This window comes from Campylobacter concisus (assembly GCF_002913045.1).
Taxonomy (GTDB): Bacteria; Campylobacterota; Campylobacteria; order Campylobacterales; family Campylobacteraceae; genus Campylobacter_A; species Campylobacter_A concisus_AP.
Map to the genome: position 1 here is coordinate 1 of NZ_PPAF01000035.1, position 12,760 is coordinate 12,760.

At 37.3% G+C, this 12,760-nt stretch carries 16 protein-coding genes; 12 read left to right on the forward strand and 4 right to left on the reverse strand.

Translation table 11 applies throughout. From position 1 onward, the window contains the following. Window positions 1-124 precede the first annotated feature (124 nt). Genes napA through CYP43_RS03945 form a run of 7 tightly spaced genes read left to right on the forward strand, consistent with a single transcriptional unit; the run spans window position 125 to window position 6,722 of the window. Complete coding sequence (gene napA, locus CYP43_RS03915) at window positions 125-2,905, forward strand: nitrate reductase catalytic subunit NapA (RefSeq protein ID WP_103582569.1); 2,781 nt, start codon at window positions 125-127, stop codon at window positions 2,903-2,905. Between the two features lie 9 nt (window positions 2,906-2,914). Further along, window positions 2,915-3,673: a ferredoxin-type protein NapG gene (gene napG / locus CYP43_RS03920; RefSeq protein WP_103582570.1), complete on the forward strand. Its 759-nt coding sequence runs from the start codon at window positions 2,915-2,917 to the stop codon at window positions 3,671-3,673. Beyond that, the gene (gene napH, locus CYP43_RS03925; protein WP_103582571.1) at window positions 3,670-4,461 is read left to right on the forward strand and encodes a quinol dehydrogenase ferredoxin subunit NapH; all 792 of its coding nucleotides are present in this window, start codon (window positions 3,670-3,672) and stop codon (window positions 4,459-4,461) included. Before napG ends, napH begins: the two co-directional genes overlap by 4 nt. Then, on the forward strand, window positions 4,458-4,985 hold the full coding sequence (locus tag CYP43_RS03930; RefSeq protein ID WP_087576815.1) for a nitrate reductase cytochrome c-type subunit: 528 nt from the start codon (window positions 4,458-4,460) through the stop codon (window positions 4,983-4,985). Before napH ends, CYP43_RS03930 begins: the two co-directional genes overlap by 4 nt. Continuing rightward, a complete protein-coding gene (locus CYP43_RS03935) occupies window positions 4,985-5,452 on the forward strand; it encodes a 4Fe-4S ferredoxin (protein ID WP_103582572.1) in 468 nt (155 codons plus the stop codon). The genes CYP43_RS03930 and CYP43_RS03935 overlap by 1 nt, the downstream gene beginning before the upstream one ends. After that, on the forward strand, window positions 5,449-6,384 hold the full coding sequence (locus CYP43_RS03940; protein ID WP_103582573.1) for a WD40 repeat domain-containing protein: 936 nt from the start codon (window positions 5,449-5,451) through the stop codon (window positions 6,382-6,384). The genes CYP43_RS03935 and CYP43_RS03940 overlap by 4 nt, the downstream gene beginning before the upstream one ends. Continuing rightward, window positions 6,381-6,722: a chaperone NapD gene (locus tag CYP43_RS03945; RefSeq protein ID WP_103582574.1), complete on the forward strand. Its 342-nt coding sequence runs from the start codon at window positions 6,381-6,383 to the stop codon at window positions 6,720-6,722. Before CYP43_RS03940 ends, CYP43_RS03945 begins: the two co-directional genes overlap by 4 nt. Window positions 6,723-7,022: 300 nt before the next feature. Here the strand turns inward: CYP43_RS03945 and CYP43_RS03950 are convergent, their stop codons facing one another. From CYP43_RS03950 to CYP43_RS03960, 3 genes are read right to left on the reverse strand one after another with little or no spacing between them, the layout of a single operon-like run. Next, window positions 7,023-7,565 carry an SCO family protein gene (locus CYP43_RS03950; protein ID WP_054196383.1) on the reverse strand — a complete coding sequence of 181 codons (543 nt, stop codon included), beginning with the start codon at window positions 7,563-7,565 and terminating at the stop codon, window positions 7,023-7,025. Between the two features lie 9 nt (window positions 7,566-7,574). Next, window positions 7,575-8,042: a hypothetical protein gene (locus CYP43_RS03955; RefSeq protein WP_103582575.1), complete on the reverse strand. Its 468-nt coding sequence runs from the start codon at window positions 8,040-8,042 to the stop codon at window positions 7,575-7,577. Further along, a complete protein-coding gene (locus CYP43_RS03960; RefSeq protein WP_054196384.1) occupies window positions 8,042-8,464 on the reverse strand; it encodes a copper chaperone PCu(A)C in 423 nt (140 codons plus the stop codon). The genes CYP43_RS03955 and CYP43_RS03960 overlap by 1 nt, the downstream gene beginning before the upstream one ends. Before the next feature lie 137 nt (window positions 8,465-8,601). On the opposite strand from CYP43_RS03960, the gene CYP43_RS03965 reads away from it, so the two are divergent. Genes CYP43_RS03965 through CYP43_RS03985 form a run of 5 tightly spaced genes read left to right on the forward strand, consistent with a single transcriptional unit; the run spans window position 8,602 to window position 11,648 of the window. After that, entirely contained in the window at window positions 8,602-9,567 is a 966-nt protein-coding gene (locus CYP43_RS03965) for a L,D-transpeptidase family protein (protein WP_103582576.1), read from the forward strand. Window positions 9,568-9,569: 2 nt separating this feature from the next. Further along, a complete protein-coding gene (cmeU, locus tag CYP43_RS03970) occupies window positions 9,570-9,809 on the forward strand; it encodes a CmeU family protein (RefSeq protein WP_021091016.1) in 240 nt (79 codons plus the stop codon). After that, entirely contained in the window at window positions 9,802-10,815 is a 1,014-nt protein-coding gene (locus CYP43_RS03975) for an alanine racemase (protein ID WP_103582577.1), read from the forward strand. The genes cmeU and CYP43_RS03975 overlap by 8 nt, the downstream gene beginning before the upstream one ends. Window positions 10,816-10,824: 9 nt before the next feature. Then, the gene (locus tag CYP43_RS03980; RefSeq protein WP_103582578.1) at window positions 10,825-11,256 is read left to right on the forward strand and encodes a peptide deformylase; all 432 of its coding nucleotides are present in this window, start codon (window positions 10,825-10,827) and stop codon (window positions 11,254-11,256) included. Next, a complete protein-coding gene (locus CYP43_RS03985; RefSeq protein ID WP_103582579.1) occupies window positions 11,247-11,648 on the forward strand; it encodes a flagellar protein FlaH in 402 nt (133 codons plus the stop codon). The genes CYP43_RS03980 and CYP43_RS03985 overlap by 10 nt, the downstream gene beginning before the upstream one ends. A 237-nt stretch (window positions 11,649-11,885) precedes the next feature. Here the strand turns inward: CYP43_RS03985 and htpX are convergent, their stop codons facing one another. Continuing rightward, on the reverse strand, window positions 11,886-12,755 hold the full coding sequence (gene htpX / locus CYP43_RS03990) for a zinc metalloprotease HtpX (RefSeq protein ID WP_103582580.1): 870 nt from the start codon (window positions 12,753-12,755) through the stop codon (window positions 11,886-11,888). Between the last annotated feature and the right edge of the window lie 5 nt (window positions 12,756-12,760).

Genomic DNA, 12,760 nt, shown 5'->3' on the forward strand with positions numbered 1-12,760 from the left:
GTAGAAAAATTTTTACACTTTTGTTTTAAGTTTTTTGAAATTTTTGTAAATGTCAATCAGTTGTAAATAAGTTTAGCAAGGTTAATATCAATTAAATTTGTTTTAAATCTTTAAAGGAGAAAGAATGAATCGACGAGAATTCATAAAGAGTGCCGCAGCTAGTGCTGCTTGCGCAAGTGCTGGTATAGCTGTGCCAAGCTCGCTAAGTGCAGCAAGTGAAGCAGAAAAAGGCTGGCGTTGGGACAAAGCTGCCTGTAGATTTTGCGGAACTGGATGTGGCATCATGGTCGCAACCAAAGAGGGCAAGATAGTAGCCGTAAAAGGTGACCCAGAAGCACCTGTAAATCGTGGTCTAAACTGCATTAAAGGCTATTTTAATGCTAAGATCATGTACGGCGAGGATAGGATCACTCATCCGCTTTTACGTGTAAATGAAAAAGGCGAATTTGATAAAAAAGGTAAATTTAAGCAAGTAAGCTGGAAGCAAGCATTTGACGTTATGGAGGCTCAGTTTAGAAAAGCATATGATGAGCTAGGACCTCATGGTATCGGAGTTTTAGGTTCTGGTCAATATACTATTCCAGAAGGTTACGCTGCTGTTAAGCTTATAAAAGGCGGCTTTAGAAGCAACAGTATTGATCCAAATGCAAGACACTGTATGGCAAGTGCAGTTGTTGGTTTCATGCAAACATTTGGTATAGACGAGCCATCAGGCTGTTTTGATGACATTGAACTTACAGATACTATTGTAGCTTGGGGTGCAAACATGGCTGAAATGCACCCAATCCTTTGGGCACGCGTGAGCGATAGAAAGCTTAGCGATCCTGATAAAGTAAAGGTAGTAAATTTAAGCACATATTCAACTAGAACTTCAAACCTAGCTGACATCGAGATTATTTTTGCTCCATCATCTGACCTTGCTATCTGGAACTACATTGCTCGTGAGATAGTTTATAACCACCCAGAGATGATTGATGAAGAATTTGTTAAAAAACACTGCGTATTTACAACTGGTCCAGCCGATATCGGATATGGTCTTCGCACAGACATTAATCATAAAAAATATGCTCCAAGTGAGCTAGACACTGCTGCTACTGAGAAGTCAAAGGTGGTAAGTGAGGCTGAGGGTGTTACACTTGCATATCTTGGACTAAAAGCTGGTGATACACTAGAAAATAAAAATGCTGCAAAAGCTGGCGCACATTGGCAAATAACATTTGAAGAGTTTAAAAAAGCTCTTGCGCCTTACACGCTTGACTTTACAGCAAAGGTGGCAAAAGGCGATCCTAACGAAGACATTAATGAGTTTAAAGCAAAACTAAAAGCACTTGCTGATCTTTATATAGAGAAAAACCGCAAAGTTGTTAGTTTCTGGACGATGGGCTTTAACCAACACCAACGTGGTACATGGGTAAATGAGCAAGCTTATATGGTTCACTTCTTGCTCGGCAAACAAGCACTTCCAGGTTCAGGAGCGTTTTCTCTAACTGGTCAACCAAGTGCGTGCGGTACAGCAAGAGAGGTTGGAACATTTGTTCACCGCTTGCCAGCTGACATGGTTATTGAGAATCCAAAACATAGAGAGATAACTGAAAAAATTTGGAAACTTCCTGCCGGAACACTAAGTGGTGTTCTCGCTTCTCACTACGTAAAAATGATGCGTGATCTTGAAGATGGTAAGGTTAAATTTATCTGGGTTCAAGTAAACAACCCATGGCAAAATACTGCAAACGCAAACCACTGGATAAAAGCGGCTCGTGAGATGGATAACTTCATCGTTGTCAGTGATCCTTATCCAGGAATTTCTGCAAAAGTAGCCGACCTTATTCTTCCAACTGCGATGATCTATGAAAAATGGGGTGCTTACGGTAACGCTGAGAGAAGAACGCAACACTGGAGACAGCAAGTACTTCCTGTAGGTGAAGCGATGCCTGATATTTGGCAAATGATGGAGTTTAGTAAGCGCTTTAAGCTAAAAGATGTTTGGGGTGAGAAAAAAGTAAATGACAAAGTTACACTTCCAAATGTACTCGATGCTGCAAAAGCTATGGGGTATAGCGAAGAAGATACACTATTTGATGTACTTTTTGCTAACGAAGAGGCTAAGAAATTTAGCGCAAACGATCCTATTATGGAAAACTACGACAATACAGAAGTATTTGGCGATAGCAGAAAAGTGATCGGTTCAGATGGCAAAGAATTTAAAGGATATGGATTTTTCGTTCACAAATATCTTTGGGAAGAGTATAGAAAATTTGGCGTTGGACATGGTCACGACCTAGCCGATTTTGACACATACCATAAGGTAAGAGGTCTTAGATGGCCAGTAGTTGATGGTAAAGAGACTCAGTGGAGATTTAATACTAAATTTGACCCATACGCTAAAAAAGCTGCTCCAAATGAGAAATTTGCATTTTATGGCAACAAAAATGCAGCACTTCCAACAGGTGATCTAAAAGGCGTTACAAATAAAGATAAAACATCTCTTGCAAATAAAGCAAAAATTTTCTTCCGCCCTTATATGGATCCATGCGAGATGCCAAGCAAGGAGTATCCATTCTGGCTATGTACTGGCCGTGTTCTAGAGCACTGGCATACAGGTACGATGACTATGCGTGTTCCTGAACTTTATAGAGCTGTTCCAGAGGCGCTTTGCTATATGCATGAAGATGATGCTAAAAATCTTGGCGTAATGCAAAATGAGATCGTTTGGGTCGAATCACGCCGTGGCAAGGTAAAAGCAAGAGTTGATCTAAAAGGTAGAAATAAGCCGCCAGTAGGTCTTGTTTATGTGCCTTTCTTTGATGAAAACGTATATATAAATAAAGTATGTCTTGACGCTACTTGCCCAATCTCAAAAGAGACTGATTATAAAAAGTGTGCGGTTAAAATTTACAAAGCATAGGTGAGCGATATGGGATTTTCAAGTAGGCGAGAGGCTTTAAAATTTGGAGCAAAAGTAGCGCTTTTGGCTCTTGGCGGAGGCTTTGTTTGGTCGCTTAGTGCCAAAGCCTCGCCACTTATGCTTCTTAGGCCTCCTGGTGCGAAAGAAGAGAAGCAATTTTTACAAAGCTGCATTAGGTGCGGGCTTTGCGTAGAGGCTTGCCCATTTGATACGCTAAAGCTCTCATCGCTAGAAGATGGCATAAGCATTGGAACGCCTTATTTTGAGCCTAGAAAAATTCCTTGCTATATGTGTGAAAATATCCCTTGTGTGCCAGCCTGTCCGACTGGAGCTTTGGACGTAAATTTAGTAAGCACAAAAGGCAAGCTTGACATAAATAAGGCCAAAATGGGCGTTGCAGTGGTCGATATGAAAAACTGCGTGGCATACTGGGGCATACAGTGTGATGCTTGTTATAGAGCCTGTCCACTTCTGGATAAGGCTTTATATCTAGAGTATCGCCGCAACGAAAGGACGCAAAAGCATGCGTTTTTACTTCCAGTGGTCGATAGCGACATTTGCACCGGATGTGGTTTATGTGAGCGAGCCTGTATCACCAAAAAAGCAGCCATTACCGTGCTAAACCGTGACGCGGTGCTTGGAAAAGTAGGCGATAACTACGTCAAAGGCTGGGTCAAAGAAGATGAAAGACGCATAGACGATGCAGACAGCAAAATAAAGCTTGACATTAAAAAAGCGACTGATTATCTAAATGGTGGTGAGCTATGAAATTTTTAATCTTAAGACGAATAACTCAAATTTCTATCCTAGCACTATTTATTCTAGGAAATTTTTACGGAGTTAAGATACTTAGCGGAAATTTAAGCTCATCTTTGCTTTTTGGAAAAATTCCATTAAGCGATCCATTTGCTTTGGTTCAAATTTTACTTGCAAGCTTTAGTGCTGGCATAAACGCAATTATTGGAGCTAGCATTATCTTGGTGTTTTACGCGCTAGTTGCTCCAAGAGCGTTTTGTTCGTGGATATGCCCAATAAATTTACTAACCGATATCGCTTTTAAACTAAGAGAGAAATTTGGCTTTAAGGGTGAGAAGGTCTTAAATGTGAGTAAAAATTTACGTTATTACTTGCTGGCTCTTGCTCTTATATTAAGCCTTGCTTTATCTTATCCAGTATTTGAGAGCGTTAGCTATATTGGCATTATTCAGCGTGGCGTTATTTACGGCTCAGCTAGTGCTTTAGGCATAGCGGTTGCGATCATTGCTTTTGATATGTTTGTGCTAAAGCGTGGTATTTGTTCGCATGTTTGTCCACTTGGTGCCTTTTACGCCATCATCTCAAAATTTGCCCTAATTAGAGTAAAACATGACGCCCAGGCTTGCACAAAATGCATGAAATGCAAGCTTATTTGCCCAGAGATGCAAGTGCTTGACATGATCGGTAAAGAGAGCCGCTCGGTTAGCTCAAGCGAGTGCATAAGCTGTGGCAGGTGCATTGATGTTTGTGGAGACGGGGCATTGAAATTTAGTATTAGAAATTTAAGGAGAGAAAAATGAAAATAAAAATAATGATGCTTGGAGGATTGTGCGCTGCGTTTTTTGCGGCATGTGCTTTTAATAATCCAAGTATTAGTGATTCGCAAATCGGCTTTAGAAATATCGATTTGCTAGACGATAAAGACGTTGTATTAAAAGATGTGAACTACACAAAAGAGCCAGCTGGTATGTCAAAGAAATTTGATAGGTCTTTTGAAAATGCACCGCCATTTATCCCACACGATACTGAGGGTTTAGTGCCTATCACAAAAGATATGAATATGTGCGTAACCTGCCATATGCCTGAGTTTGCAAAAGATAGTGGAGCAACACCGATACCATCATCTCACCTTTATGACATCAGAAATAAAAAAGATCTTGCAGGCAAGCTTGATGATGAAAGATATAACTGCACAACATGTCACGTTGAGCAACAAAATGGCGTAACGCAGCTTGTTGGCAATAAATTTAAACCTGATTTTAGAGATAAAAACGGCACTCATAAGTCAAACTTGCTAGATGTTTTAAACGATGGTGTTAAATAATGCAAAGTAGGCGAGAGCTTTTTAGTAAAATTTTGGGGGCAAAATCTGCTCCCAAATTTATAACTCCACCATTTTTTAGCGGAGAGTTTGACTGCGGTGGATGCGATGCTAGCTGCGTAAATGCTTGTGAAAAAGAGCTTCTTAGCTTTGAAAATGAAAGGGTAGTTTTTAAAGTTAAAAAGCTGGGCTGTGACTTTTGCGAAGAGTGCGCAAAGGCTTGTGAGAGTCTTGGTAAAAAGACATTAAGCTTAAACTCACCAAAGAGTATAAATGCAAAAGTTAGCATCGATGTTTCTAGCTGCCTAGCGTGGAACGATACGATCTGCTACAACTGCCTTGATGCTTGCAAATTTAAAGCAGTCGAATTTCTTGGCGTTTTTCGTCCTATTGTTAATCAAAACTGCGTAAGTTGCGGCGACTGCTTTGATGTTTGCTTTAAAAATTCACTTCAAATGGAGGCCTTATGAGAGCTTTGTTTTTTATTTTTTGTCTATTAAATTTTATCTTTGCAAGCGAGATCACCACTCCATACAAGCAAATAGAGGCTAGTGCAAATGTGCTAAGCACAACGCTAATAAATGGCAAACTCTTTATCGCGACTGATGGAGGGACGGTTGAAATTTATGATCCTAAAGAGTCTAAATTTGAAGAGATCATTAAGATGGATGATATAAAAACCTACGTTAGTGATCACGAAAGACCAAAAATTTTAAGTATTGATGAAATTGATGGCAAAACTCTTATACTTAGCGAAGGTGATTATGCTACAAAGGTGCTTCATCTAAGAGAAAATGGGCAGATGAGAAGCATAAAAGTGGATAATCAAGCGATAAAAAAGGCATTATTTTTAGATAATGAGCATGTTGCGTTTGCTTCAATTAGCAATGAAATTTACTTTTTAAACTTAAAAAGTGGCGAAATTTATGATAGCTTTAAAATTTCAATTGCAATGCTTTCAGATATGGAGATAAATGAAGATAGAAGCACGCTAGCTATCGCTTGCGAGAGTGGGAAGGTCTACTTTTATAACATAAAAGCTAAAAAAATGGATCAAATTTTAGATATTCATACAGATAATATCTACGACATCTCATATAAAAATGGCGTCATGATCAGCGGAGGCACCGATAGGATCGTGGGGATATTTTCTGCTGGAAGCCTAAAAAAGATAAATACTGGCTTTTTGGTCTATGGTGTCGGCCTTAGCGATGATGGTAGAGTGGCAGCTTATATGAGTGATGAGATGAGCGATGTAAATTTAGTTGATAGCAAAAGCTTAGAAAATATCGCAATGCTAAAAACTGGACAAAGTACGATAAATAGCATAGTTTTTATAAGCGATAACGAAGTCGTAACTTCAGCCTATGAGAATAAAATTTTATTTTGGAGAATTAAATGAATATTTCAAGTTTGATAGTTTATACGGATAATAAAAATGAAAGTGTAAAAAACGAAATAAAAAAGCTAAAAGAGTGTGAAATAATAACTGACGCAGACGATAGAATCGTAGTGGTAGTTAGCTCAGATAGCATTGAAGATGAGATAAAAAATTTTAAAAAGATAGAAGCTATCAGCGGAGTAGTGAGCGTTGCGATGGTTTATAGCTATCAAGAAGATGCCGAAGAAAATAGGAAAAAGCTAGAAGAAAATGGCAATATAAGTGAAATTTTAACAAGTGATGAGGTAAAGGCAGAGGATATTACTTATGGCGGCAGTGTGCATCATAGAGTGAAATAGTAAAACTAAATTTTTGGCTTTTGCATCATAATTAAAAAATTATAGTGCAAAAGCCTACCTTTCGTACAGATCTTCTTAATAAATTCGTTGCTAGTACTGTGCTTATATTTAATCAACTTTGTTTAGCTTGTAGATTAAATTTATGTTCAAGGGTTAATAGATTTTGGGTGAAAAAATCACTCAGCAAGCATTAAAATCAAAAGTATAGCAAGTGAATTAAATTTTAGTTTAGAAGATCTTAAGATGATGCTTGTATAAACAATTTTAGTAGGCTAGTTTTGGCTTACTAAATTTTCTAGCCTAAGGTCTATCTTTGATCAAATTTAATAAATTTTCTCCAATGTTTTCATTTGTTAGATTTGAAATTTCTTTATAAAAATTTCCTTTTTTGTCTATTAAGTATATTGAAGAGCTGTGGGCAACAGAGTAGCCCATGGCTGAGTTTTCAAGACGGACTTTTTGAAATTTTACACCATAGGTTTTTGCCACTTCTTTTAAAGCATTTAGTTTTAATCCATCAGCATCTTTATAGAAATTTTTTGCCATTAGAGTTAAATTTTCAGGAGTATCGCGTTCAGGATCAAGTGTAATAAAAAGTAACTCAAAGTCATCTCTTTTTAGTTTATTTAGTTCATCGCCAATCAAAGAGAGCGCAGTAGGGCAGACATCGGGGCAAAAAAGATAACCAAAATATATAACTTTGTACTTTCCGTCGTAATTTTTAAGACTTACTTCACCATTTTGTGAAAGTGCCTTAAAATCATACTTGTTTGGCTTTATTAGCAAAAGTGCAACACCTATACAAATTAAGATTATTATTAAGCCCCAAAATGCCTTTTTCATCGTTACCCTCTATAATTTTAGATCAAGATCTACAAAAAAACCAGTTTCTTTTTCGTCATCAAGCACTTTAAATCGATATCTCATAAGCTCGACAACGCAAGCACTTAGCACTACTTGAGCAGTTAAGTTATCGCCTCTTGGCTCAAGTCTTGCTTTGATTGATCCCATATTCATATTTATGCCGTCTATCTCAAGACTAGGATTTTTTAGCCCTAAATTTTTACCATTAATGATTTTAAAGCTAAAAGGCCTCATAGCATAAATAGGTCTTGGCGAGATGTCTATTTTTAGCTTTACGCCTTTAAATTCCATCTCGCAAGATTTATTGTTTAGATCACATTTTAAAGGATCTAGCGATGTGTTTACATCGGCAAATTCAGGTGGATCTTCCTTGCTTGTTGTCATAAGCTTATAGCCTATCGAAAAAGTACCTAAAACAATAAAGATAAATGAAAAAATAATTATGATTTTTTTCATTATTTAAAGTTTTTAGTTACTCCGATATTATCAAGCTTTATGCTCTCGCCATTGCTAAATTTTAGCTCTAAATCAACTTTATCACCATCTTTTAATGGTTTATTTAGATCCATAAGCATAATGTGTAAACCGCCAGGAGCTAGTTTTGTTTCGCCATTTTTTGGGATCACTGCATCTTCGATTTGAACCATAGCCATCATACCATCATTCATTTTGTGTGTATGAATTTCTGTACTTTTACAAACGCTTGAGTGAGCGCCAATAAGCTTTACATCAGAATTTGAAGCATTTTTTATATTCATAAAAATTGCACTATTGTTTGTGCCAGGTTTTGTATCTCTAGCTCTAACATTTTCTAGGCTGATATCAGCCGCCATAAGAGCAGAAGCTGCAAGCATCGCACCAAAAACGATTTTTTTCATATTTTTCCTTTGTGATAAAATTAATAATGGTTTTCACATTATACATTTAGAACTACTTAATTTACCTTTAAAATCTAAAAATATAAATTTTTTAGGATATAATTACGGACTAAATTTTACTTTTTGGGATATTTCACTTGCAAAAAATTATATTTTTCTTCATCGCGTTATCGCCTTGTCTTTTTGCCCAAAATTACGAAGAAATTTACTTAAAAAATGGCTCAGCTGCTGTTATTGATGCCATCGAAAAAAATATTTTAAGTAAGGATTACTGGCTAAAAAAGCTTGAGGGCAAGGATGTAAGATATGGGTATTATGACAATGAGATACTTCTGAGTGTAGTTGATAAAACTAAAAAGAAGCTTGAAGTGATCTCTTATAATGGCGGCATTACAAAAAAGCTTTTTAGCTCAAGCGTTATAGTTGGCAAAAATGGTGATAAGCTTCTTGAAGGCGATCTAAAAACACCAGTTGGAGTGTATCAGCTTACACGTAGATTTACGCCAAATGATAGATATCTTGGCCCACTTGCATTTTCGCTTTCATATCCAAATTTACTTGATAAACTTGCAAAGCGAAATGGTGGTGGCATTTGGATACATGGCTACCCGCTTGATGGTCAAAGGACAGACGAGCTAAAAACAAAAGGCTGCGTGGCTATGCAAAATGATACTTTGATGAAATTTGATGATGTAGTGGATCACAAAAAAACACTTGCATTTATCTACGAAGATAAGCGTCCAGAAGCTAGCGCAAAAGATATTGCAGTGATCATTTCTGGACTTTTGGGCTGGAAAAAGACCTGGAGTGAGAGCGACATTGAAAACTATCTTAAATTTTACGATAAAAACTTTGAGCGATACGATGGTATGAGCTTGGAAAAATTTAAAAGTATGAAGCGGGCTATTTTTTCTAAAAAAGAGAAAAAACGCATTAGTTTTTCAAATTTTCTCATCACGCCTTATCCGAATCTTAAAAACGATAGGCTTTTTCGTGTGAGTTTTTATGAGGATTATGTTTCAGATACGCACAAATTTGCTGGGCAAAAGACGCTTTATGTGAAGCTTTATAACGATGATATGAAAATTTTTATAGAGGAGTAAAAGTGGAAAAATCTCAAGAAGTAAAAGAAAAAATTGAGAAAATTTTAGAGGCAAGAGCTGCTTTTTTTGCTGAGCTTGACCGCCAAGTTCCAAAGAAAGATGGTACTGATGTTTTTGATTTTAGCAAAGTAAAAGAGGCTGATCTGAAAGAAATTTACGCTAAATTTTATGCGTTTGACTACAACGTAAGAAAACTTTTACCGGATGTTTATACTGCCTTTAATGTGAATTTTAATGTCTGAAATACGCCTAAATAAAGCTTCATATATCCATAACCTCACTCAAATTTGTGCTAAAGCTGGTGGCAAAGAGAAAGTAATAGTTGTATTAAAAGACAATGCTTATGGCCATGGCGCAAGGCTTATTGCTAGTGAGGCTAAAAAATTTGGCATAGAAATTTGTGCTGTAAAAAGCGAGTTTGAGGCAGAAGAAATTTCTGACATATTTGAAAATATTCTCATTCTCTCACATATCCCAACTGGAAATGAAAGCAGCAAATTTATCTATGCGATAAACGACATAGAGGCACTTTTAAAGATAAAAGATGGCTCAAAAATCAATCTTGCAATTGACACTGGTATGCATAGAAATGGGCTTGATATTAGCGAGCTTGATTACGCCTTTGAAATTTTAACAAGAAGAAATTTAGATCTTCTTGGAGCTTATACTCATTTTCGTGCAAGTGATGAGCTAAATGCTGATTATTTTGTGCAAAGAGAAAATTTTAGGGTAGCAAAAGAGAAAATTTTAGTTCTTTGCGATGAGTTTGGTATAAAAAAACCGATCTTTCACTCTCACAACTCAGCTGCGCTTGAAAGAGCAAGTAAAATCGATGATGATATGGTGCGTGTTGGCATCGCTCAGTATGGATACGCTCAGTTTGGTGATAGTTTGGACTTAAAGCCAGTACTTTCACTATGGGCAAGAAGAGTTAGCAGGCGCATTTTAAAAAGTGGTCAAGGTGTTGGATATGGTGCTAAATTTAGCGCAAAAGAAGATATAAATGTAGCCACTTATGATCTTGGATATGGCGATGGATTGCTAAGATACAATGGATGTGGCGAGCTAAGACTTGCCAATAACGAGCCAATACTAGGCAAAATTTCTATGGATAGCTTTAGCTGTAAAGATAGCGGCGAATGGGTCTGTGTCTTTGAGGATGCAAATATTTGGGCGAAATTTTTTGATACTATAAGTTATGACATTTTAGTAAAACTCTCGCCAAACATTACTAGAAAATTTATATAAAGGCAATATGTGAAAAAGATCGTTTTATTAGCTCTTGCTAGCCTTGCTTTTGGCGTGCAAGAGAGTGAGTTTAAAATTTATGAGCAGATATTAAATCAGCTTGATACTAAGCAGATCCCAGCTTTTGTCGTCCAAACTGCAAAGCCAAATTTGCCAAGCAGAGTCGATGAGATGATTACGCTAAAAGATGTGAGTAGTAGCGGGCTAAACATACACGGTGAGTTTGTTTTAAACGAGACCAAGACAAAGAGGATAAAAGGCTACAACAAGGCTCAAATTTTGGCTTTAAAAGATGAGTTTTATAAAAATGGAAAAGATGCGCTTTGTAACTCGGGTATGGCTAGAGCTGTGCTAAATCGTGGCATCACGCTAAGTGGTAGTTACAGCTTTGAGGGTAGGCATTTTTTTGATATAAATTTGGATAAAAGTAGTTGCGAGTAGTCATTTTTTTACTGTTTTTTTACTCGCTTGCCCTCGCTATTACGCCAGATATGGCAGCGAAAAATCATGCAACTTACTACAAAAAAAAGCTTCCATTTATCTGCACGCCAACACTGATACTTAATGATATCTTAAATGTCGGCGATACGCTCATTTATAGATATGCTGTCAAACATGCAAGAAAGCAAGAGATCAAAAGGCTTGAAGAGAAAGAGCTTTTGGAATTTATCGAGGCTATAAAAAAAGAGAATTTAAGAACTGCCTGCAAGGATAAAGAAATCTTAAATATGCTAAGCATCGGCGTTAGCTTGGATGAAATTTTCTACTCAGAAAACGGCGAACTAATCTTTGAATACACCATAGAAGACCGTGACTGTAAGATATTGCAGTGAAATTTGGGGCTAAATTTCGGTTTTTTGGTTGAAAATTTTATCCTTTACAATTTTAAAATTCTATTTACTTACAAGAATCGACTACTGATTTTAGGCCTCGAAAAAGTTTGCCACTAAAATCAGATCCGAAATTACTCGCTCATAAAATTTAAAATTTCTTGTAAATGTCTAAATTTAAAGCCAAAAAAGATGGTAAAAAGAAGAAATTTAGCCCAAATTTAACTAAGGACTAAATTTTTACATGCCTCTTTTTATCTCTTGTTCAAGTCTTTCAAGCTCAGCAATCCTATCGCTAGTGCTTGGATGCGTTCTAAAAAGTACGCCAAGCTTGTTAGTTAGCGAGCCAAATGGATTTACGATAAACATATGAGCACTTTGCTCGCTTGCGTTTTGAATAACGTAAGAATTTGAGTAGCTCTCAAGCTTTCTTAGAGCGCTTGCAAGCCACTCTGGGTGTCCTGTTAGATAGGCTGCGCCTTTGTCCGCCTTGTACTCGCGCTCCCTTGAGATCGCCATTTGGATGATTGTGGCAGCTATTGGCATGAGTATAGCAAGTGCTAGCATAACGATGGCATTACCGCCACCTCTTCTTGAACCGCTGCTTTGCCCAGCAATACCACCAATCTTAGCAAAATTTGCAAGCATTGCGATAGCGCCAGCTAGTATGGCAGCGATTGAGCCAGTTAGGATGTCGTAATGCCTTACGTGGCTTAGCTCGTGAGCTAGCACACCCTCGATCTCGTTTTCATTTAAAATTTTTAAAAGCCCCTCGGTTACTGCAACGGCTGCATGGCTTGGGTTTCTGCCCGTGGCAAAGGCATTTGGTACCTCTTCTGGTATGATGTAAATTTTTGGCATAGGCAAATTTGCCTTTTGTGTGAGACGAGATACGATCTCGTAAAGCCCGTGAGCGTTACTCTCATCGACTGGGATAGCGTTATATCTTTTAAGCACCAGAGTATCACTAAAAAAATATGAAAAGATATTTGTGCCAGTTGCTATCAAAAAGGCGATCATCATGCCATGCTCACCGCCAATATATCCGCCAACAGCGATAAAAATCAGCATTAAAGTAACCATTAAAAAAGCAGTTTTAAAAATTTCCATTTTTG